The organism is Streptomyces sp. ID05-26A, assembly GCF_033794685.1.
In the GTDB taxonomy this organism is placed as follows: Bacteria; Actinomycetota; Actinomycetes; order Mycobacteriales; family Pseudonocardiaceae; genus Lentzea.
Genome location: NZ_JARAYZ010000001.1, coordinates 1,720,452 through 1,740,998, shown reverse-complemented (window position 1 = coordinate 1,740,998; position 20,547 = coordinate 1,720,452). Strand labels below are relative to the sequence as shown.

General features: G+C 69.7%; 22 protein-coding genes. 17 read left to right on the top strand and 5 right to left on the bottom strand.

Annotated features, from left to right (window positions below):
- Nucleotides 1-20: 20 nt before the first annotated feature.
- The 3 genes from PV646_RS08540 to PV646_RS08530 are packed head-to-tail and all read right to left on the bottom strand — an operon-like array spanning nt 21 to nt 2,030.
- Nucleotides 21-746, bottom strand: coding sequence for a maleylpyruvate isomerase N-terminal domain-containing protein (locus tag PV646_RS08540; protein ID WP_500340890.1), 726 nt, complete (start codon nt 744-746; stop codon nt 21-23).
- Nucleotides 747-756: 10 nt separating this feature from the next.
- Nucleotides 757-1,563, bottom strand: a complete 807-nt coding sequence (locus tag PV646_RS08535; RefSeq protein WP_500340889.1) for a class I SAM-dependent methyltransferase — start codon at nt 1,561-1,563, stop codon at nt 757-759.
- Nucleotides 1,542-2,030, bottom strand: coding sequence for a DUF2505 domain-containing protein (locus PV646_RS08530; protein WP_500340888.1), 489 nt, complete (start codon nt 2,028-2,030; stop codon nt 1,542-1,544). Before PV646_RS08530 ends, PV646_RS08535 begins: the two co-directional genes overlap by 22 nt.
- 25 nt (nt 2,031-2,055) lie before the next feature.
- Between PV646_RS08530 and PV646_RS08525 the strand changes: the two genes are divergently transcribed.
- Together PV646_RS08525 and PV646_RS08520 are read left to right on the top strand one after the other, a co-directional pair.
- Nucleotides 2,056-3,129, top strand: coding sequence for a UDP-N-acetylmuramate dehydrogenase (locus PV646_RS08525; RefSeq protein WP_500340887.1), 1,074 nt, complete (start codon nt 2,056-2,058; stop codon nt 3,127-3,129).
- 80 nt (nt 3,130-3,209) lie between these two features.
- The gene (locus PV646_RS08520) at nt 3,210-4,223 is read left to right on the top strand and encodes a chymotrypsin family serine protease (RefSeq protein WP_500340886.1); all 1,014 of its coding nucleotides are present in this window, start codon (nt 3,210-3,212) and stop codon (nt 4,221-4,223) included.
- Here PV646_RS08520 and PV646_RS08515 read toward each other — a convergent pair.
- Nucleotides 4,177-4,908: an SDR family NAD(P)-dependent oxidoreductase gene (locus PV646_RS08515; protein ID WP_500340885.1), complete on the bottom strand. Its 732-nt coding sequence runs from the start codon at nt 4,906-4,908 to the stop codon at nt 4,177-4,179. The two genes, PV646_RS08520 and PV646_RS08515, sit on opposite strands and share 47 nt — an antisense overlap.
- 93 nt (nt 4,909-5,001) lie before the next feature.
- On the opposite strand from PV646_RS08515, the gene PV646_RS08510 reads away from it, so the two are divergent.
- The 6 genes from PV646_RS08510 to PV646_RS08485 all read left to right on the top strand — a co-directional run bounded on the left by PV646_RS08510 (nt 5,002) and on the right by PV646_RS08485 (nt 11,572).
- A complete protein-coding gene (locus tag PV646_RS08510; RefSeq protein ID WP_500340884.1) occupies nt 5,002-6,141 on the top strand; it encodes a L,D-transpeptidase in 1,140 nt (379 codons plus the stop codon).
- Nucleotides 6,142-6,184: 43 nt separating this feature from the next.
- A complete protein-coding gene (locus PV646_RS08505) occupies nt 6,185-6,949 on the top strand; it encodes an alpha/beta fold hydrolase (protein ID WP_500340883.1) in 765 nt (254 codons plus the stop codon).
- Nucleotides 6,946-8,193: a D-inositol-3-phosphate glycosyltransferase gene (gene mshA / locus PV646_RS08500; RefSeq protein ID WP_500340882.1), complete on the top strand. Its 1,248-nt coding sequence runs from the start codon at nt 6,946-6,948 to the stop codon at nt 8,191-8,193. Before PV646_RS08505 ends, mshA begins: the two co-directional genes overlap by 4 nt.
- Nucleotides 8,194-8,198: 5 nt before the next feature.
- On the top strand, nt 8,199-8,678 hold the full coding sequence (locus PV646_RS08495; RefSeq protein WP_500340881.1) for a type III secretion system chaperone family protein: 480 nt from the start codon (nt 8,199-8,201) through the stop codon (nt 8,676-8,678).
- A gap of 93 nt (nt 8,679-8,771) precedes the next feature.
- Entirely contained in the window at nt 8,772-9,596 is an 825-nt protein-coding gene (locus PV646_RS08490) for a DUF4349 domain-containing protein (protein ID WP_500340880.1), read from the top strand.
- Between the two features lie 410 nt (nt 9,597-10,006).
- The gene (locus tag PV646_RS08485; protein ID WP_500340879.1) at nt 10,007-11,572 is read left to right on the top strand and encodes an AMP-binding protein; all 1,566 of its coding nucleotides are present in this window, start codon (nt 10,007-10,009) and stop codon (nt 11,570-11,572) included.
- 183 nt (nt 11,573-11,755) lie between these two features.
- On the opposite strand, the gene PV646_RS08480 is transcribed toward PV646_RS08485, so the two are convergent.
- Entirely contained in the window at nt 11,756-12,388 is a 633-nt protein-coding gene (locus PV646_RS08480) for a TetR/AcrR family transcriptional regulator (protein WP_500340878.1), read from the bottom strand.
- 58 nt (nt 12,389-12,446) lie between these two features.
- On the opposite strand from PV646_RS08480, the gene PV646_RS08475 reads away from it, so the two are divergent.
- The 9 genes from PV646_RS08475 (at nt 12,447) to PV646_RS08435 (ending at nt 20,541) form a co-directional block, all read left to right on the top strand.
- Nucleotides 12,447-12,890, top strand: coding sequence for a VOC family protein (locus PV646_RS08475; protein WP_500340877.1), 444 nt, complete (start codon nt 12,447-12,449; stop codon nt 12,888-12,890).
- A gap of 5 nt (nt 12,891-12,895) precedes the next feature.
- On the top strand, nt 12,896-13,642 hold the full coding sequence (locus PV646_RS08470; protein ID WP_500340876.1) for a phosphoglyceromutase: 747 nt from the start codon (nt 12,896-12,898) through the stop codon (nt 13,640-13,642).
- 178 nt (nt 13,643-13,820) lie between these two features.
- Complete coding sequence (locus PV646_RS08465; protein ID WP_500340875.1) at nt 13,821-14,993, top strand: sensor histidine kinase; 1,173 nt, start codon at nt 13,821-13,823, stop codon at nt 14,991-14,993.
- On the top strand, nt 14,990-15,670 hold the full coding sequence (locus PV646_RS08460) for a response regulator (protein ID WP_030477953.1): 681 nt from the start codon (nt 14,990-14,992) through the stop codon (nt 15,668-15,670). Before PV646_RS08465 ends, PV646_RS08460 begins: the two co-directional genes overlap by 4 nt.
- 27 nt (nt 15,671-15,697) lie before the next feature.
- A complete protein-coding gene (locus PV646_RS08455) occupies nt 15,698-16,678 on the top strand; it encodes a Ppx/GppA family phosphatase (RefSeq protein WP_500340874.1) in 981 nt (326 codons plus the stop codon).
- The gene (locus tag PV646_RS08450; protein WP_500340873.1) at nt 16,678-17,970 is read left to right on the top strand and encodes an Rv0497 family membrane protein; all 1,293 of its coding nucleotides are present in this window, start codon (nt 16,678-16,680) and stop codon (nt 17,968-17,970) included. Before PV646_RS08455 ends, PV646_RS08450 begins: the two co-directional genes overlap by 1 nt.
- Nucleotides 17,967-18,812, top strand: a complete 846-nt coding sequence (locus PV646_RS08445) for a sugar phosphate isomerase/epimerase family protein (protein WP_500340872.1) — start codon at nt 17,967-17,969, stop codon at nt 18,810-18,812. Before PV646_RS08450 ends, PV646_RS08445 begins: the two co-directional genes overlap by 4 nt.
- Nucleotides 18,813-18,889: 77 nt before the next feature.
- Nucleotides 18,890-19,762 (top strand): proline dehydrogenase family protein, encoded by an 873-nt coding sequence (locus tag PV646_RS08440; RefSeq protein ID WP_500342338.1) that lies wholly within the window; start codon nt 18,890-18,892, stop codon nt 19,760-19,762.
- A complete protein-coding gene (locus PV646_RS08435; RefSeq protein ID WP_500340871.1) occupies nt 19,759-20,541 on the top strand; it encodes a thioesterase family protein in 783 nt (260 codons plus the stop codon). Before PV646_RS08440 ends, PV646_RS08435 begins: the two co-directional genes overlap by 4 nt.
- Nucleotides 20,542-20,547 lie beyond the last annotated feature (6 nt).

Sequence of the window (20,547 nt, the reverse complement as noted above, 5' to 3'; positions counted from 1 at the left end):
ATGACACGCCGCAGAAGTATTCACGGCCTGGGCAGACCCGCCAACAGCGACTCGTCTCCCGTCACGATCGCGTGGCCGGGGCGGGCGTAGACGGCGCGGTAGATCGAGTCGGCGGTGCCCACGAGGGTCGCGTCCTCGGCGAAGGCCGAGTCCTGCGGGGCGGTGACGACCAGGGGCTCGCCCTCCGTCAACCTGATCTCCCAGGTGCGGCCCGCGTCGGCGGCGTGGACCAGGAGCCGGCCGGTGGCGGTGACCGGGAAGCCCAGCTCGATCCGGCGCGCCACCAGGACGGTGAGGTACTCGTCGATGCCGTCCGCGGCGAACTCCGGGTCGAACGTCAGCGAGGGCAGGTCGTGGCCGACGGCCAGTTCGGCGTCCAGGCGGTGGATCGACGTCTCGTGCGCCTGCCTGCGCGACCAGAAGCCGGCGACCTGCGGACCGTGGAACGTCCACGCGGGACGGTCGGCGGGCACCTCGCGCAGGCGGTCCAGCAGCGTGGAAAGCCCTGTCTCCCACCAGGAGAGCGTCTCGTCGAAGCCCTCCGGCGCGTGCGGCCACTTCGGCCGCCCGTCCTCGGGTGCCGTCACGACGGCCTGTCCCGCCCAGGTGTGCACCTCCGCCATGTGCCGCACGAGGGCGAGCACCGTCCACTCAGGACACGAAGGGACGGGGACGTCCGGACCGGCCTTCACGACGGCCGAACGCAACAGCGAAGCCTGGTTCTCGATCTGCGCGACGTAGTCCACGAGACCCACCCTAGGGCGCCACGGCCGCCCATTCGAGCGTGATTTCGCCGAGCCGCCACCGCTTCCGGTCGTCCAGCACGGGCCAGCCGCGTTCCACCAGCAGCCGCGCCGACTCCACCCAGCGCGCTCGCGGCCCGAACGGGGCGAACGGGGCCGCGGTCGCCCAGCAGGCGTCCAGCTCGGCCAGCAACGCGTGCACGCGCTCGCCCGGCACGTTCTTGTGGATCAATGCCTTGGGCAGCCGTTCGGCGACATCAGAGGGCACCTCGATGGCGGACGGCTTCACGGCCAGAGTGAAGGTCTGCGGGCCGTCCGAGTTCAACGTCACCCACGTGCAGCGGCGGCCGATCTCGTCGCAGGTGCCCTCGACGACCAGGCCGCCGGGCGCCATCCGGGACAGCATCGTGTCCCACGCCTCGAACGACTGCTCCTCGGTGTACTGGCGCAGCACGTTGAAGGCGCGCAACAACACCGGCCGCGCACCGGCCAGTTCGAAACCGCCGCGCCGGAAGTCGAGCAACGGCGGGTCCGCCACGGCCTTGCCCGCGTCCACCCGGTCCTGGTCGATCTCCAGCCCGAGCACGCGCACGTCGGGACGGACGGTCCGCAGGCGTGCGGCCATCTCGACGGTGGTGATCGGCGTGGCCCCGTACCCGAGGTCGACCACGAGCGGATCGGTCGCGTCCAGCAGGAGGCCGGACAGCGTGCCGGTCATCCACCGGTCGACCCGGCGCAGGCGGTTCGGGTTGGTCGTGCCGCGCGTCGGCAGGCCGAGCGCACGGGCCCGGCCGGCCGCTAGCCGCGGTTTGCGAGCCATCCGGACGTGAACTCGCTCTCCTTGTCGAGCAGCACGACGACCTGCTCGGCGATCAGCTTCTCGAGCTTGCCGCCCAGGAACGGGATGCCGACCTTGACCTCCCCCGCGAGGGTGGTCTTCGAGCCGGAGCCGTTGTCCAGGACGGTGAAGGAACCCTCCAGGCGGCCGGGCACACCGTTGATCAGCACCTCGACCGTGCCGGCGCCCGCGGCCCACGTCTCCGTGCGCTGGATCACCAGGTCGCCGCCGAGCGCCGCCTTGACCGCCGACGGCAGGTGCTCGGCAGGGACACCCTGCTTGAGCTGGTACGACGTCCGCTCGTCGGTCTGGTCGAACGACACGAGCGCGGCGTCCTTGCCGCCGATCTCGGCCAGCCTGTCCCGCAGATAGGTCTCGTCGACCATCGCGCCGAAGACCTTCTCCGCCGAATGGGGTGACGTGGTGTGGTGCTCGATGCGGCGTGCCATGTCGCGGAGGCTACCGTTGACGTCTGTGACCACCACGCAGTCCGTACCTCTGGCCGAGCGCACCACGCTCCGACTCGGTGGCCCGGCCGCGCGGTTCGTCCACGCCACGACCGCCGCTGAGCTGGTCGAAGCCGTGCGAACAGCCGACGCCGCAGCCGACGAGAAGGTCCTCGTGCTCGGCGGCGGGTCCAACCTCGTGATCTCCGACGACGGCTTCGACGGCACCGTCGTGCACGTGGCCACCAAGGGCTTCCGGCTCGACCCGCTGGGCGGCGGCATCGTCCAGTTCACCGTCGAGGCGGGCGAGGAGTGGGACGCGGTCGTCGCCGAGGCGGTCGCGCAGGGCCTCGGCGGCCTGGAGTGCCTCTCGGGCATCCCCGGCCTCAACGGCGCCACGCCCGTGCAGAACGTCGGCGCGTACGGCGTCGAGATCTCCCAGGCGTTGCAGTCGGTCGACCTGCTGGACCGCCGCAGCGGCAAGGTGCACCAGGTGCCCGCCGCCAAGCTGGGCCTGGGTTACCGCACCAGCACGCTCAAGGGCACGGACAACGCGGTCGTGCTGCGCACCAGGTTCACGCTGACCTCCGGGGGCATGTCCGCACCGATCCGCTACGGCGAGCTCGCGCGCGTTCTCGGTGTGGCGCAAGGGGATCGCGTGCCGGCCGACGAGGCTCGCAAGGCCGTCCTCGAACTGCGCCGCGGCAAGGGCATGGTGCTCGACGCCGCCGACCACGACACGTGGAGCGCCGGCTCGTTCTTCACCAACCCGATCATCGACGACTCGACGTTCAACGGTGTGCTGATCCGCATCGCCGAACGCCTCGGCTCGGACGTCGACGTGCCGAGCTACCCCGCGGGCCCCGGCCAGAAGAAGCTCTCGGCCGCGTGGCTGATCGAACGGGCGGGCTTCCGCAAGGGGCACCAGGGGCCGGGCGGCCGGGTGTCGTTGTCCGGCAAGCACACGCTGGCCCTGACGAACCGCGGCGGCGCGTCGACCGAGGACCTGCTGGACCTCGCGCGCGAGGTGCGCGACGGCGTGCGGGCGGCGTTCGGCGTGGAGCTGCACCCGGAGCCGGTGTTCGTAGGCGTTCAGCTCTAGCTCTGTTCGGGTGACTCCGTGTGACGAACCGCTACTTGGCGTGTTTCATTGAACAAGCAGGGGCGGAGCGGGAGGTCGCTATGAGCTACCTCGACGAGAACGTGCGGGCGGTCATCCGCCCGGTCAAGCGGATGGTCGAAGACGAGTTCCTGTCGCGGCCGGGCGTGATCGGCGTCGACATCGGCGAGAAGGTCACCGGTGGGCGCCCGACGGGCAAGGCCGCGATCGTGGTCTACGTGTGCGCCAAGGGACCCGACCGGCCGGACCAGATCCCGGTCGAGGTCCGCGGCGTGCCGACCGACGTCGTGGCCGAGTCGATCGTGCTGCACCGCGCCGGGATGACGCGTGTCAGCGACGAGCAACCCGTTGCGGTGGAACGGCATTCGATCCTGCGCGGCGGCATCGGCATCGGGCCCGCCCGGTCGTTCCGGGTGGTGCCGCCGGAGGTCGAGCGAGCCGGCGAGTTCGTGATCGCCGGCACGCTCGGCGCGTTCGTGGTCACGCGCGACGAGCAGCGGAAGGTGCTGGGGCTCACCACGTTCCACGTCGGCTGCGTCGACGACTCGTGGGCGGTGGGCGACGAGTTCGTGCATCCGTCCAGAGTGGACGGTGGGGTGCCCGGCGCCGATGTGATCGGCGTGCTGGACCGGGCGGCGCTCGCGGGTGCGGTGTGCGCGGCGGCGCTGAGGATGGGCGCCCGGCCGTTCCGCGCGGAGGTGGTCGACGTCGGCGCGATCACGGGCAGCGCGCCCGCGACGATCGGCTCGACCGTGCGCAAACGCGGCCGCACCACCGGACTCACCTACGGCGTGATCGAGTCGGCGGACGCGACGATCAGGCTCGACTTCGGCGACGGCATCGGTGTCCGGACGCTGCGCGACCAGATCCGCGTCCACTCGTCGGAGCGCTTCGGTGACCACGGCGACAGCGGGGCCGTGCTGGTCGACGCCGACAACCTCGTCGTGGGGCTGTACGTCGCCGGATCGGGCTCGACCGGGTTCGCGAACCCGATCCAGCCCGTCCTGCGTCAGCTCGACGTGGAACTGCTCATTCCCGGTGTGCCCGAGTCGCGGAGGCCTGGGCCCGCGGCTTGAGCACGATCGTGTCGAGGTTCACGTGCGACGGCCGGGTGACGGCGAACGCGATCACGTCCGCCACGTCGTCCGCGACCAGCGGCGTGATGCCCTGGTAGACCTTGGCCGCGCGCTCGGTGTCGCCGCCGAACCGGTTCGCCGAGAAGTCCGTCTCGACCATGCCCGGCTGGATCTCGGTGATCCGCACCGGCTGGCCCAGCAGCTCGCCCCTCAGCGTCCGGTGCAACGCCGACTGGGCGTGCTTGGCGCTCGTGTAGCCCGAGCCGTTGTCGTAGGCCTCGTACGCCGCGATGGACGTCACGGACACGATGTGCCCGTCCCCGGACGCGATCAGCTTCGGGACGAACGCCTTGGTCACCAGCAGGGTGCCGAGCACGTTCGCCTCCCACATCCAGCGCCACTCGTCCGCGGACCCCTCGGCCACGGTCGAGAGCCCGCGAGCGCCGCCCGCGTTGTTCACGAGCACGTTCGCCTCGGGTACCCGGTCCGCGAAGGCGGCGACGGAGGCTTCGTCGGTGACGTCCAGCTCGATGGCCGTCCCGTCGATCTCCTTCGCGATAACGTGGAGGAGGTCCAGGCGACGTGCGCCGAGCACGACGTGGAAACCCTCGGCGGCGAGCCGCCGGGCGGTGGCCTCGCCGATGCCCGCGCTGGCTCCGGTCACAACTGCGACAGGTCGATTCACGACTTCGATCGTAGGCCGCCGCCCTGGGTGTGACCGACGTCACTCGCACCCTCCTGGGGTTCTGGACGTCCACCAAGGTGGGAGGTCGAAACCGTGAAGAGAACACTTGTCGCGCTGGTCGCTGGACTGACGCTGCTGACCGGCTGCTCGAGTGTCGAGGCGGGGTCACCGAAGGCGGACAGCTCACTGCCGTCCGCGAAGGTGACCGTGTCCCCGGTCGACGGAACCAAGGACGTGCAGGTCACGACCCCGGTCCAGGTCACCGTGGTGGACGGCAAGATCGAGTCCGTCGCACTGAAGTCACCCGAGGGCGCCGACGTCAAGGGCACCCTCACCGAGGACAAGTCGGGCTGGACGACGGCCGAGCCGCTCGGCTACGGCAAGACGTACAGCTACACCGGGAAGGCCGTCGGCACCGATGGCAAGCCCGTCGAGCTCAAGGGCTCGTTCACCACCGTCGCGCCGGGCTCGCAGACCCGCGCGACCCTCTGGCCGTCGGACAACCAGACCGTCGGCGTCGCGGCGCCGATCATGGTCAAGTTCGAGGCGCCGGTCCAGGACAAGGCGACCGTCGAGAAGGCCCTCAAGGTCACCAACTCGGCGAACGTGCAGGGCTCGTGGGCCTGGCTCAGCTCGCAGGAAGTGCACTACCGGCCGGAGAAGTACTGGCCCGCGAACACCACGATCAAGGTCGAGGCCAAGCTCTACGGCGTCAACTACGGCGGCGGTGCGTTCGGCAAGGCGGACGTGACCAGCGACTTCACCATCGGCCGCAACCAGGTCGTGAAGATCGACAACCCGACGCACCGGCTCAAGGTGTTCCGGGACGGCGCGCAGGTCGCGGACTACCCGGCGTCGTTCGGCAAGGACGCCGACCCCGAGCTCACGACGCCGAACGGCACGTTCGTGGTCATGTCGAAGAACGACACGTTCTCGTTCGACAACCCGCGCTACGGCTACACCAACGTCGTGAAGAAGTGGGCCGTCCGGTTCTCGAACCACGGCGAGTTCATCCACGAGAACAACGACAACGCCGGCAACATCGGTACGAACAACACCTCGCACGGCTGCGCGAACCTGCTGGAAGCCGACGCGAAGGCGTACTACGACTCGGCCCTGGTCGGCGACCCGGTCGAGGTCACCGGCTCGATCACGACGCTGCCCGCCCAGTTCGACTGGTACGACTGGCAGCTCTCCTGGGCCCAGTGGAAGGAGAAGTCGGCCATCAAGTAGGGCCGGCGGGAATGCGTCCCCCGACCTGGTCGTTCGTACCTGTGTGCATCTGACACACGTGACGGCGGCAGGCGGGGGACGACTGGCCGTTCGTGAATCAGGTCCGGACGGCGCGCCACCGGTGGTGCTGATCCACGGCTGGGCGCAGACGGGTGAGGTCTGGGACCTCCCCGATTTTCACACTTACGCCGTCGACCTGCGCGGACACGGCGAATCCGAGGACTTCGGCGACTACCGCGACTCCGCCGGGTGGGCCGCCGACCTGAAGGCCGTGCTCGACCACACAGGGCCCGCGACCGTCGTCGGGTGGTCCTACGGCGGCCTCGTCATCACCGACTACCTCCGCTTCCACGGCACCGCGCTGATCAACGCGCTGGTGTTCGTGAGCGCGATCACCGAGATCGGCCGCGGTCGCCCCGGAGGCTCCACGGGCCCCGTGATGCGCGCCGCACTGCCCGGCGCGATCACCGACGACACCGTGATGAGCGAGTTCTGCCGCGCCATGGCACCCGTACTACCTGCTGGGACGGTCGCGAAGCTCACTGCCGCGGCGACCTCCGTGAGCCATAAAGTGCGGGGTGAGCTGTTCCGCAGGGACGTGGGCAGCGCTGACGTGCTGAAGGCCGTAGACGTGCCGACCCTGGTCGTGCACGGAACTCAAGACGAGGTGGTCGCCCCTGCCGCCGCCGAGTACTCCGCCGCCCTGATCCCCGGAGCCGAGTTGAGCCTCTACCCCGACACCGCGCACGCGCCCTTCCTGGAGCGGCCCGAGCGGTTCACCGCCGATCTCCTGCGAGTCGCCCGATGAAGCGCGTAGCGGTGCTCTCGGTGCACACCTCGCCGCTCGAACAGCCGGGCACGGGTGATGCGGGCGGGATGAACGTCTACATCGTGCAGACGGCCACACGGATGGCCCAGCGCGGCGTCGAGGTGGAGATCTTCACGCGCGCCACGTCGTCGGAGCTGCCACCGGTGGCCGAACTGGCGCCCGGCGTGCGGGTCCGGCACGTCGCCGCCGGTCCGTTCGAGGGCCTGGGCAAGGAGGAGCTGCCCGGTCAGCTCTGCGCGTTCACGGCGGGCGTCTTACGCGCCGAGGCACGCCACGAGCCCGGCTACTACGACGCGATCCACTCGCATTACTGGTTGTCCGGGCAGGTCGGCTGGCTCGCTCGCGAACGGTGGGGCGTGCCGCTCGTCTACACGGCGCACACGCTCGCGAAGGTGAAGAACCTGGCGCTGGCCGAGGGGGACGCGCCGGAGCCCAGGATGCGGGTGATCGGCGAGGAGCAGGTCGTCGCCGAGTCGGACCGGCTGGTGGCGAACACCGACATCGAGGCCGGTGAACTGATCAAGCTCTACGACGCGGAGCCGTCCAAGGTCGCCGTCGTGCCGCCCGGTGTCGACCTCGACCGCTTCACGCCGGGTGACCAGCGCGCGTCCCGGCAGGCGTTCGGCATCCCGCAGGACGCGATCGTGCTGGCGTTCGTCGGCCGGATCCAGCCCTTGAAGGCCCCTGACGTGCTGCTTCGTGCCGCTGCCGAGATGCTCGTGCGGGACCCCGGACTGCGGTCGAAGCTGGTCGTGCTGATCGTCGGCGGGCCGTCGGGCAGCGGCACGGAACGCCCGAAGGCCCTGGAAGAGCTGGCCGCGGAGCTGCAGATCACGGACGTGGTGCGCTTCCTGCCGCCGCAGCCGGGCCCGAGGCTGGCCGAGGTCTTCCGGGCCGCGGACCTGGTCGCGGTGCCGAGTTACAACGAGTCGTTCGGGCTGGTGGCGCTGGAGGCCCAGGCCTGCGGGACGCCCGTGATCGCGGCGGCCGTCGGCGGGTTGCCCGTGGCGGTCAACGACGGGGTGTCCGGGGTGCTCGTGCACGGACACGAGCCCGGTGAGTGGGCGTCGGCGATCAGCGGGGTGGCCCTGCCGCAGCGGGAGCACCTGGCGAGCAACGCCGTGGGGCATGCGCGACGCTTCTCGTGGGACCGCACGACTGACGCCCTGCTGGCGGGGTATCAAGAGGCGGGAGAAGTGTTCCGCCGGGAGGTTTTCGCTTGAGCGACATGTCAGTTGACGCAGTGATCAAGGCTTTTCTCGACGAGCGCGAGCTGAAGTACGACCGGCGCGAGCCGGGCAAGTTCTTCGTGACGCTGCCGGGCACCAAGAAGCTGCAGACCAACGTGTGGCTCGTCGAGACCGCGCACGCGCTGGTCGTCGAGGCCTTCGTGTGCCGGCGGCCGGACCAGTCGTTCGAGGACGTGTACCGGTTCCTGCTGCGGCGCAACGCACGGCTCTACGGCGTGCACTACACGATCGACGCCGAGGGTGACATCTACCTGGTCGGCAGGGTCGGCAAGCACGCCGTGACGCCGGACGAGCTGGACCGCGTGCTCGGGCAGGTGCTGGAGGCGGCGGACGGCGACTTCAACCCGTTGCTCGAGATCGGGTTCGCCGACGCGATCCGGCGCGAGTGGGCGTGGCGGGTGTCGCGCGGGGAGTCGCTCGCGAACCTCGCGGCGTTCCAACATCTCGTTTCGGACTAGCCGGCGACTCGTTTCGGCCTAGGCGGCAACCCCTGGTCGGGCCCGGCCCGTCCGATGAGCATGCGCAGACCAGGGGTGTGGGTGGGAATCGCGATGCTGGCCGTTGTGACGGCCGGGTGCGGCAGCAGCTCGAACAGCAGCGGGTCCGCGGCGCACGACGCCGCGCCTCCGCAGGCGGCGCAGCAGAAGGCGCCGCAGCAGGAGAAGCAGGAGAACTCCGCCGGGCAGGCCGTGCAGCCGGTGCAGCAGCAGGAACGGCAGTTGGTGCGCACGGCGACCGTCGACCTGCGCAGCGACGACGTGCTGAGGGCGATCGGGCAGGTCAAGGACCGCGCGACGGCGGTCGGCGGGTTCGCGGGGCAGGAGAACTCGACCGCGAAGTCCGGGTCCGTGACCGTGCGGGTGCCGTCGTCCGAGCTGGACCGGGTCGTGAAGGACCTCGCGAACGTCGGGGAGGTCACCCGCAGCGAGGTGCGCAGCGAGGACGTCACCGACCAGCTGGTCGACGTCGAGGCGCGGATCGCGACCCAGAAGGCCAGCGTCGAGCGTCTCCGCGTGCTGTTCGAGCGGGCCGGGACGACGGCCGAGATCGCGCAGATCGAGGCCGAGCTGACCAAGCGGCAGGCCGAGCTCGAGTCGCAGCAGCGGCGCGGCGAGTCGCTCAAGGGCAAGGTCGCGATGGCGACGCTGACCGTGCAGGTCGCGACCGTGCCGATCGCGCCGCCGAAGCCGGAGGAGGCCGGGTTCCTGAGCGCCCTCTCGGGCGGCTGGAGCGCGTTGCTCGCGGTGCTGAACGGCATCCTGATCGCCTTCGGCGCCCTGCTGCCGTTCCTGGTGGCGCTCGGAGTGCCCGCGGCGGTGGTGATCTACCTGCTGCGTCGGCGCAGGCGCGTCACCCGAATGAACGAAGCAGGGTGATCAAGTTCTACTGAGAGTGTGCCTTTGATGATGCGCGGAACGGCTCGGGAGAGAGGGGGAGTCGCATCGAGCCGTCCCGCGTCAAAGGTCCCCGCTGCAGTGGATCCGTGGACGGGGGGTGCCTCCGGATCCCAAGCGGGCCACGCGATTCGACGGGGGATGACGAATCGCGCAAGGTGCCTCGCGCTCGTCGAGTAAGCGTGGGAGCCGACTCGCGGAGGCGGTATCAACTTCTCAGATACATCCTTGCGATCACAAGTGCTTGTATTACTCCATTCGAGTGTATTTAGCGGCGCAAAGTAACGCATCTGTAGCGATTGAGTCGTCCTTGACCTGCCCAGTGGGCTGGATCACGATGAGCCCACAGGCTGGGTGTACAGCGCTGTACAGCGAATGAATGAGGTCGCCGCATGGTCTTTCGCAGTCCGTACCCCGATGTCGAGATCCCCGATGTGTCGCTGCACCAGCTGTTGTTCGGCGACATCGCCGACCGGGCGGACCGGGTTGCGCTGATCGACGGCATGTCCGGTGCGACGCTCACCTACGGCCAGTTGGCCGGGGCGATCGACCGAATGGCCGCCGCGCTGGCAGCACGCGGTATTGGCAAAGGTGATGTCGTCGGCATCCTGAGCCCGAACACGCCCTACTACGCCGTCGTGTTCCACGGCATCCTGCGCGCGGGCGCCACGGCGACCACGATCAACGCGCTCTACACGCCCGACGAGGTCGCGCACCAGTTGCACGACGCGGGCGCCAAGATGCTGTTCACCGTCTCGGTGCTGCTCCCGAACGCCGCTCCCGGTGCCGCGAAGGCCGGCGTGACCGACGTCGTCGTGCTCGACGGCGCCGAAGGCTACCCGTCGTTGCCGGAGCTGCTGGCGAACACGCACCCGGTGCCGGAGGTGACGATCGACCCCGCCAACGACATCGCGGTGCTGCCGTACTCGTCCGGCACGACCGCGCTGCCCAAGGGTGTGATGCTGACGCACCGCAACCTTGTCGCGAACCTCGTGCAGTGCGGACCGATTCTTTCGGACGTCGGCGAGAACACGCGAATTCTTGCGGTGCTGCCGTTCTTCCACATCTACGGCATGCAGGTCCTGATGAACAACGGCCTGTACATCGGCGGTGTCGTCGTGACGCTGCCGAAGTTCGAACTGCCGGAGTTCCTCCGCGTGATCGCCGAGCACAAGACCGACCGCGTCTACATCGCACCGCCGGTGGCCGTGGCCCTGGCGAAGCACCCGATCATCGACAACTACGACCTGTCGGCGTTGCACACGCTGTTCTCCGGTGCCGCGCCGCTGGACGTGGAGCTCGCCGACGCGGTGCGCAAGCGCATCGGCTGCCGCGTCGTCCAGGGCTACGGCATGACGGAGATGTCGCCCGTCAGTCACGCCATCCCGGACGGCCGCGACGACATCTCGGTCGGCACCGTCGGCGTGATCATCCCGAACCTCGAGTGCCGCCTGGTCGACCCGGCCACGGGTGAGGACGTCGGCGTGGACGAGCGCGGCGAACTGCTGTGCAGGGGCCCGAACATCATGAAGGGCTACCTGAACAACGCCGAGGCCACCGCCGTCACCCTCGACGCCGACGGCTGGCTGCACACCGGCGACGTGGCCGTGATCGACGCCGACGGCATCGTCTCGATCGTCGACCGGGTCAAGGAACTGATCAAGTACAAGGGCTACCAGGTCCCGCCGGCCGAGCTCGAGGCCGTGCTGCTCACGCACGAGGAGATCGCCGACGCGGCGGTCATCGGCGTGCGCGACGCGGACGGCGAGGAGGTCCCGAAGGCGTTCGTGGTGCGCCAGCCGGGGTCCTCTGTGGACGGTGATGCCGTGATGGCGTTCGTGGCCTCGCACGTGGCGCCGCACAAGAAGGTGCGCGTGGTGGAGTTCATCGAGGCGGTCCCGAAGTCGGCGGCGGGCAAGATCCTGCGCAAGGACCTCAGGGCACGCGAACAGGCCTGATCTCAGCGACGCGGCGGCTCTTGGTGGGTCGCCGCGTCGTATTCGTCAAGTACCCGCCTCAGGCGGAATTGCAGCGAACTTTTTGAAATAGGTCTGCAAGCAGCAGGAAATCAAGTAGTTGCGGAGCTCGCGCGACAACGAGGACGCGCGCACCGCACTCGCTCATGCCGCGCACCTCCCAGGTCAGTTGTCCAACAGTGTCGCCTGCAACGTGGCCGTCAGCCAAGCCTCGTAGCGGCCGGCAGGCCAGCCCAGCACCCGATGGACGTGCGGCGAGCACATTGTCACCAGCACGTCCGCCACCGCCGCCACGTCGAACTCCGCCCGCACCTCCCCGGTGGCGACCAACGCCTCCGCCAGCGCCAGGCAGTTCGCCCGCATCGCCTGCTCGCCCTCGTCCGAGATCCGTCGCATGTCGGCATCGGCCCCGGCGGACTCGATGCCGGCCATGATCAGCGCGCCGGCCCGTTCCAGTGTGATCCCGTTGCGCCGCACCAGTTCCGCGATCAGCTCACCGGCGGACGGCACCGCGAGCACCTCCGTGAACTCCGGCCGGTCCCGCATCGCCACGGGCTCCTCGTCGCCCGCGATCGCCACGTTCAGCGCGTCCTGGAACAGCTCGACCTTGTTGCGGTAGTGCGTGTACACGGTCCGTTCGGACACCCCGGCCTCGGCCGCGATCCGGCGCATCGACGTCGCCACGAACCCGTCCCGCGTGAACAGCCGGTGGCCGGCGGAACGCACCAGCAGGCGCGTTTGCAGGGCCGCCTGCTCCCGCAGCGGTGAGCTGTACGAACGCTTGACTTCGCCCTTCATCGAGCGCAGTCTAACCACATTCGTTGCACCGTGTATGCAGTGAAAAGGAGCAACCGGGATGGCGAAGCTCAGGGGCATCAGAGGCGTGAAGATCCCGGTGACCGATCTGCGGCGCAGCACCGCCTGGTACGGCGAGGTCTTCGGGTTCGCACCCGAGTGGGAGTTCGCGGACGCCGACGGTGTCGTGCGCGGGGTCTCGGGCTGGGTGAGCGGGGGTGCCGCGGGGCTGAGCCTGCGCGAGAACCCGGAGACGGCTCGGGCGATCGCCGGCTTCGACCCGGTCAACTGGGCCGTGGAGACCCGCGAGGACCTCGCCGACTGGATCACGCATCTCGACGAACTCGGCATCGCGCACTCGCCGGAGATCGAGGCGAGCATCGGGTGGCTGCTGGTCTTCAACGACCCCGACGGGCTGGAGATCCACGTCTACACCGACGAATCCCATGGCGTGGATCACGGTGACCGGCCGGGGTACGGCAGGCGGGTCGGCATGGCAGGCTAGCTGCCATGTCTGTCGGAACCTTGGTCCTGCTCCGCCACGGCGAGAGCACGTGGAACGCGGAGAACCTGTTCACCGGCTGGGTGGACGTTCCCCTGTCGGAGAAGGGTGAGAAGGAGGCCCGCCGCGGCGGTGTGCTCCTCAAGGAAGCCGGTGTCCTGCCGGAGATCCTGCACACCAGCCTCATGCGCCGGGCGATCATGACCGCCAACCTGGCGCTCGACGCCGCCGACCGGCACTGGATCCCGGTCAAGCGCGACTGGCGCCTCAACGAGCGCCACTACGGCGCGTTGCAGGGCAAGAACAAGAAGCAGACGCTCGAGGAGTTCGGCGAGGAGCAGTTCATGCTCTGGCGCCGGTCCTTCGACACCCCGCCGCCGCCCATCGCGCCCGGCAGCGAGTTCAGCCAGGACACCGACCCGCGCTACGCGGACCTCGGCCCCGACCTGCCGCTGACCGAGTGCCTGCTCGACGTCGTGAAGCGGATGATCCCGTACTGGGAGTCCTCGATCGTCCCGGACCTGCGCACCGGCAAGACGGTCCTCGTGGCCGCGCACGGCAACTCGCTGCGCGCCCTCGTGAAGCACCTCGACGGCATCTCGGACGAGGCCATCGCGGGGCTCAACATCCCGACCGGCATCCCGCTGCGCTACGAGCTCGACGAGGACCTGAAGCCGCTCAAGCCGGGCGGCGAGTACCTCGACCCCGACGCGGCGAAGAACGCCATCGCGGCGGTCGCGAACCAGGGTCGCTGACCCCGTTCCGAGAAAGGCGCACCCGGCGTTCGGGTGCGCCTTTTCGCGTGTAAGGACACGGTTGGGTGAACAGGGCCTGACCAGGGTGAAAACAACCGTCCACTGAGGTGTCGCGGGTATCACGGTTCACGCTTCCGCACTAGGCCAAGACACCTCTGAGCTGCTTACCATTCGCCTCGTGACCACAACGGGTTACCTCGCTGTGTCGATCGGCCTCGTGCTCATCGGCGCGATGGCCGCTTTCTTCGTCGGCCGGTTCACCGCCCCCAGGCACCCCCGGAAGCCGGAAGGGCTCACGGTCGGTGACCTGATCCAGCAGATCGTCCACGACTCCCACGACGGCATCGTGGTGCTGAACCACTTCGGTGACGTGGTGCTCCACAACCCCCGCGCCGAAGAGCTCGGAATCGTCCGCAACAACCGCGTCGACGACCGTGCCCGCAAGGCCGCCGAGGGGGTCCGCAGCAGCAACGAGGTCGTCTACGTCGACCTCTCGCCGCTGGACTCGCAGCGCGGCGGCCGGCAGCCGGAGGCCGTGCACGCCGAGGTCCGGCAGCTCGTCGAGGACTTCATCGTGGTCGACGCCACGGACGAGTCCGAGTCCGTGCGGCTGGAGAAGACGCGGCGCGACTTCGTGGCGAACGTCAGCCACGAGCTGAAGACCCCCGTCGGCGCGTTGGCGCTGCTCGCGGAGGCCGTGCTGGACGCGAGCGACGACCAGGACGAGGTCCGCCGGTTCAGCGCGAAGATCATGCAGGAGGCCACCCGCCTCGGCGCGCTCGTCACCGAGCTGATCGCGTTGTCCCGCCTGCAGGGCGCCGAGAAGCTGCCGGAGCTGGCCGACACCGAGATCGACGTCGTGATCAACGAGGCGCTCTCGCGGTCCAAACTCGCCGCCGAGTCGGTCAACATCTCGATCAACGTCGACGAGCCGAGCGGGTTCGTCGTGCCGGGCGACCGGTCGTTGCTGGTCACGGCCCTGACGAACCTCCTGGACAACGCTGTCGCGTACTCGCCTCCCGGCAGTCCGGTCAGCGTGAGCCGGAGGCTGGTCGACGGGCACGTCGAGATCGCCGTGACCGACCGCGGCATCGGCATCGCCGAGGACCAGCAGATCCGCGTCTTCGAGCGGTTCTACCGCGTCGACAAGGCCCGATCGCGCGCCACCGGGGGCACCGGCCTCGGGCTCGCGATCGTCAAGCACGTCGCCGCCAACCACGGCGGTGAGGTGAAGCTCTGGAGCCTGCCAGGAACGGGTTCCACCTTCACGCTGCGGCTTCCGGCCGCGGCGACCGAACCGAATCCGACTCTCGTGCCGGTCGGCACGGGTGAGCCAGGAGGAGAGCTGTGACCAGAGTGCTCATCGTGGAGGACGAGGAGTCCTTCGCCGATCCGCTCGCCTTCCTGCTGCGCAAGGAAGGGTTCACCGCGGCGCTCGCGGCCACCGGCCAGGAGGCGCTCGAGGAGTTCGACCGCAACGGTGCCGACATCGTGCTGCTCGACCTGATGCTGCCGGGCATGAGCGGCACGGACGTGTGCAAGCAGCTTCGCCAGCGCTCGGCCGTCCCCGTGATCATGGTGACGGCCCGCGACAGCGAGATCGACAAGGTCGTGGGTCTCGAGCTCGGCGCTGACGACTACGTCACAAAGCCGTACTCGGCGCGCGAGCTCATCGCCCGCATCCGCGCGGTGCTGCGCCGCGGCGGCGAGTCCGAGGACCTGCTCCCGCAGATCCTCGAGGCCGGGCCGGTGCGGATGGACGTGGAACGCCACGTCGTGACCGTCGCGGGCCAGGACATCAGCCTGCCGCTCAAGGAGTTCGACCTGCTCGAGTACCTGCTGCGCAACGTCGGCCGCGTCCTCACCAGGGGCCAGCTGATCGACCGCGTGTGGGGAGCGGACTACGTGGGCGACACGAAGACGCTGGACGTGCACGTCAAGCGGTTGCGTTCGAAGATCGAACCCGACCCGTCCGCCCCGCGGCACCTGGTGACCGTGAGGGGTCTGGGTTACAAGTTCGAGTCCTGACGGACACGACCAGGTACCGTTTCCGGCGTGCGCCTGGGCGTTCTCGACGTGGGTTCCAACACCGTCCACCTACTTGTGGTGGACGCGCATCGTGGTGCCCACCCCATCCCGATGACGTCCGAGAAGACGATCCTTCGTCTCGCCGAGCAGCTCGACGACAAGGGTCAGCTCCGCAAAACGGGTGCTGACCAGCTCGTTCGTGCCGTCGCCGCCGCCAAGGCGTCGGCCAAGAAGTCGGGCTGCGAAGACCTGATGGCGTTCGCGACCTCGGCGGTGCGCGAGGCGGGCAACTCGGCGGAGGTGCTCGACCGGGTGCGCACCGAGACCGGGGTCGAGCTGAAGGTCCTGTCCGGTGAGGACGAGGCGAAGTTCACCTTCCTCGCGGTCCGTCGCTGGTACGGCTGGTCCGCGGGCAAGTTGCTCAGCCTCGACATCGGCGGCGGCTCACTGGAGCTCGCCATCGGCCGGGACGAGAACCCGGACCTGGCCTTCTCCGTGCCGCTCGGCGCGGGAAGGCTCACCAGGACCCGGTTCCACAAGGACCCGCCCCGGCGTTCGGAGGTCCGCGAGACCACCGACTGGCTCGCCGAGCAGCTCGCGCCCGTGGCGCGGAAGCTGAAACGCGCGGGTGAACCCGATCGAGTGGTTGCGACCTCAAAAACTTTCCGAACGCTGGCGCGGCTCACCGGGGCCGCGCCATCGTCTGCCGGGCCCAGGGCACGACGCGTGCTCACCGACGCGGGCCTGCGGCAGCTGATCGCGTTCATTTCCCGGATGTCGGCCAGTGACCTCGCCGAACTGGAAGGCGTGAGCACTTCTCGCGCCCACCAGCTCGTCGCGGGCGCACTGGTCGCGGAGGCCACAATGCGAGCCCTGTCACTCACCCAGCTGGAGATTTGCCCCTGGGCGCTCCGGGAGGGTGTCATCCTCCGACGGCTGGACCACACTGACGGGACGGACCAGAGCGATACTGGACGGACTGGCCAGACCGGGGCACGGTGGAGTTGATGAGTCGAGAGAGCGGATCGGACCAGACGCAGCGCACTGTCGCTGAGCTGCTCGCCCAGTACGGCGGCAGCGCAGAGAGTGCGCCACGTCGGCGACGCCGCCGGGCTGCCGACGAAGAGGACGAGGTCCAGCAGCCGGAGACCGCGCCCCAGACGATCATCGAGCGGGTGCTGTCCGACAGCGGCCGCCTGATGGCGATCCGCGACGACGACGCACCGCAGCCGGGTCGTCGCGCCGCCCCCGAACCGCAGGCCGCACCGCCGCCTGCCGCCGAGCGCACGGCGTACCAGCCGAAGCCGCAGGTGGCGCCCCCGAAGCAGCAGCCCCCGAAGCCGCAGCCGTCGCAGCAGCTGCCGGTGCCGCCGGCCGGTCCGCCGCAGGTCCGCAGACCCGCGCCGCCGAAGCCCGCACCGCCACCCGCCGCCAAGCCGGTCGCGCCCGTGCCGCCGCCTCCCGCGGCCGCCGAGCAGACCCGGCAGGTGCCGCAGGTCCGCGACCAGCCGTCGAACTCCGGCATGCCGCGCCCCGACGTGCCCGGCCGCCTGGAGGCGAGGCTCGACCCGCAGGCCGCCACGCCGTCGCGCACGAACATCACCCGGCCGCCGAAGCCGGTGCCCCCGTCGGTGCAGATGCCGGTCCCGGGCCCGCCGCGCGAGGCGATGACCGAGCAACTGCCGCGCATCCCGGCGAAGGCGCCGGTCGACAAGATCGCCGCGCTCGAGACCGAGTCCGTGCTGATCGTGCCGCCCGCGCCGCCGAGGCTGCCCGAGCCGCTGCCGGGCAACGTGCCCGACGCCTGGTTCGGCGACGACGACCCGCAGGCCAAGACCGATCTGTCGATGCCGCCGATGGAGTCGACCGCAGCGCACCCCGGCCCGTACGTGGACGACGACTCGCAGGAGTACGCCGCCTACCGCGCCGAGGACGACTACCTCGCGGACGACGACGAGGAAGAAGACGAGGACGACGGTCCCGCGGGTCTCGACGACGCCGCCGAGGTCGAGGAGGAAGCGGACGCCGAACCCCGCTCCGCTGGCAAGGAATGGCTGATCATGATCGGCCAGCTCGCCGTGGGCGTGCTCGGCGGCGCGGGCCTGTGGCTCGCGTTCAACTACCTGTGGCGCTCGGTACCCGCCGCCGCACTCGTGGTGGCCCTGGCGGTTACCGTGGGTCTGGTGTTGCTGGTGCGAAAGATCCGCCGCGCGGACGATCTGCAGACCACCGTCCTGGCCGTGCTCGTGGGCCTCATCGTGACCGTCTCACCAGCGGCGATGCTGCTGGTGAAGAGTTGACCTCCCGCATCCCGGTCGGGCTTTCCACGGCGTCGGTCTACCCGCAGCCCGCCGGAGCGGCGTTCGAGATCGCGTCCGAACTGGGCTACGACGGCGTCGAGCTGATGGTCTGGGCCGACCCGGTGTCGCAGGACATCCGCGCCGTCGACCGGCTGTCGTCGCGGTGGGGCGTGCCGGTGCTGGCCGTGCACGCGCCCTGCCTGCTGATCTCGCAGCGCGTGTGGTCGCCGGACCCGTCCGAGCGGCTGCGGCGCGCGGTGGAGGCCGCCGGGGACCTGGGGGCGTCGACCGTCGTGCTGCACCCGCCGTTCCGGTGGCAGCGCAAGTACGCGGACGGGTTCGCCGAGCTGGTGTCGTCGCTGGAGGACTCGAGCGGGATCGCCATCGCGGTCGAGAACATGTTCCCGGTCAAGCGGCCACTCGGACGTGGTCGCTCGGTCGAGATGAACGCGTTCAAGCCTTCCGTCGACCCGACTGACGTCGGGCACGCCAACTACACGCTCGACCTGTCGCACTCGGCCGCGGCGCACATGGACGCCCTGGAGCTGGCCAAGCGGATGGGGGACGGGCTGCGGCACATCCACCTCGCCGACGGGTCCGGGGCGCCGAAGGACGAGCACATGGTGCCCGGCCGGGGGACTCAGCCCTGTGCGGAGTTGTGCGAGATGCTGGCCCGGGGCGGGTTCGACGGGCAGGTCGTGCTGGAGGTCAACACCCGGCGGGCCGGGTCTCCGGCGGCTCGGCGGGAGATGCTGGCCGAGTCCCTGTTGTTCGCCCGGCTGCACCTGGACTGGGCTTCCGAGGGTGAGGCGGGGAAGGCCCGGCCTGGGCTTTCTCGCTGACAGGCCAGGGTCGTTCGGCACCGTCGTGACGCCTCCGGGTTAGGGTTCGGGGTGTGAACCCGCTGCGAGCGTTGATCATGGCCGCGTCTCGCAACGAGACGGTCCGCCATCTGGTCGCCAACGCGCCCATCAGCCGTGATGTCGTCAAGCGGTTCGTCGCGGGTGAGACGACGGCCGACGCGGTCGAGGTCGTGCGAGGCCTCGGTCTGCCGGTGACGCTGGACTACCTCGGCGAGGACACGACGGACAAGGCCCAGGCCGAGAAGACCGTTCAGGCGTACCTGGAGTTGCTCGACGCGCTGCACGCCGCGGGGCTGGCCGAGAACGCAGAGGTGAGCGTCAAGTTGTCGGCGGTCGGACAGTCGCTCGACGAGTCGCTCGCCCTGACGAATGCCTCCCGGATCTGTGCCGCCGCCGAGCAGTGCGGGACGACGGTCACGCTCGACATGGAGGACCACACCACCACGGATTCCACGTTGCGGGTCCTGGACGAGCTGCGGCGGAGCTGGCCCTGGGTCGGGGCAGTGCTGCAGACGTACCTGCACCGGACGCTGGACGACTGCAAGCGGCTCGCGGGGCCCGGGAGCAGGGTTCGGCTGGTCAAGGGGGCTTACGCGGAGCCTCCCGAGGTTGCGATTCAGGATCCATCCGAGGTTGATGTGAACTACGTGCGGTGCCTGAACGTTCTCCTCGCTGGAGAGGGCTACCCCATGTTCGCCACGCACGACCCCCGGCTGATCGAAATCATTGGCGAACGAGCCCGCTGGTATGACAAAACTGACTTCGAGTACCAGATGCTGTACGGCATCCGGCCCGAGGAGCAGCGGCGTCTCGGCACTCGCGTTTATGTCCCCTACGGCGAGCAGTGGTACGGATATCTCATGCGGCGACTTGCAGAACGGCCTGCCAACGTGACCTTTTTCCTGCGGTCGCTGGCCAGCCGCTCATGACCTTCTCGAAGTCCAGTGCGGTGCGGTCGCTCGGTGACGGAACCTTCACCGCGTCCCTGCCCGCCGAGTGGACCGTCGGGCCCAAGCCCCACGGTGGTTTTCTTCTCGCGGTGATGACCCGTGCGGCCGCTCAGATCGCCGACGGTGATCCGTTGGCCGTGTCCGCGCAGTTCCTGCGTGCGCCGGAGGTGGGGCCCGTGCTGGTCCGCACCGACGTGCGCAAGGCGGGGCGGACGGCCACGGTCGTCGCGGTGACGCTGGAGCAGCGCGGCCAGGTGTGCGTCGAGGCGTCGGTGACCACGGGGCGGATCCCCGAGCACCGGGCCGACTACGTGAACCTGCCGTCGATGCCAGCTGCGCCTCCGCCGGGGTCGGTGGAGATGGCGACGTTCCCGACCGGCGGGATCTACCGGGTGGGCGCCCTGTGCGACCTGCGGGTGGACCGCGAGTCGGCGACGTTCCTCGACCGGCGCACGGACGGGCCGCTGACGCTCAAGCTCTGGGCGCGGCCCACCGACGAACAGCCCGACCCGTACTTCGCGCTGCTCGCGGGGGACCTGTCGATGCCCGTGACGTTCAACCTCGGCCGGTTCGGCTGGTCGCCGACGGTGCAGCTGACGGCGTTGCTGCGGGCCCGGCCGGCGCCCGGCTGGCTGCGCATCCACGTCACCTGCCAGGCGGTGCACGGCCAGTGGTTCGACGAGGACGCCACGGTGATCGACTCGGCCGGGCGACTGGTGTGCCAGGCACGACAGCTGGCGTTGACACCCGCTGTGTGAGACTTG

Coding starts and splice junctions, on each gene's coding strand:
- PV646_RS08440 (WP_500342338.1), top strand. CDS start 18,890: ATGGCCGCGTCTCGCAACGAGACGGTCCGCCATCTGGTCGCCAACGCG.
- PV646_RS08495 (WP_500340881.1), top strand. CDS start 8,199: ATGTCAGTTGACGCAGTGATCAAGGCTTTTCTCGACGAGCGCGAGCTG.
- mshA (WP_500340882.1), top strand. CDS start 6,946: ATGAAGCGCGTAGCGGTGCTCTCGGTGCACACCTCGCCGCTCGAACAG.
- PV646_RS08470 (WP_500340876.1), top strand. CDS start 12,896: ATGTCTGTCGGAACCTTGGTCCTGCTCCGCCACGGCGAGAGCACGTGG.
- PV646_RS08435 (WP_500340871.1), top strand. CDS start 19,759: ATGACCTTCTCGAAGTCCAGTGCGGTGCGGTCGCTCGGTGACGGAACC.
- PV646_RS08450 (WP_500340873.1), top strand. CDS start 16,678: ATGAGTCGAGAGAGCGGATCGGACCAGACGCAGCGCACTGTCGCTGAG.
- PV646_RS08490 (WP_500340880.1), top strand. CDS start 8,772: ATGCTGGCCGTTGTGACGGCCGGGTGCGGCAGCAGCTCGAACAGCAGC.
- PV646_RS08535 (WP_500340889.1), bottom strand. CDS start 1,563: ATGGCTCGCAAACCGCGGCTAGCGGCCGGCCGGGCCCGTGCGCTCGGC.
- PV646_RS08520 (WP_500340886.1), top strand. CDS start 3,210: ATGAGCTACCTCGACGAGAACGTGCGGGCGGTCATCCGCCCGGTCAAG.
- PV646_RS08485 (WP_500340879.1), top strand. CDS start 10,007: ATGGTCTTTCGCAGTCCGTACCCCGATGTCGAGATCCCCGATGTGTCG.
- PV646_RS08530 (WP_500340888.1), bottom strand. CDS start 2,030: ATGGCACGCCGCATCGAGCACCACACCACGTCACCCCATTCGGCGGAG.
- PV646_RS08480 (WP_500340878.1), bottom strand. CDS start 12,388: ATGAAGGGCGAAGTCAAGCGTTCGTACAGCTCACCGCTGCGGGAGCAG.
- PV646_RS08475 (WP_500340877.1), top strand. CDS start 12,447: ATGGCGAAGCTCAGGGGCATCAGAGGCGTGAAGATCCCGGTGACCGAT.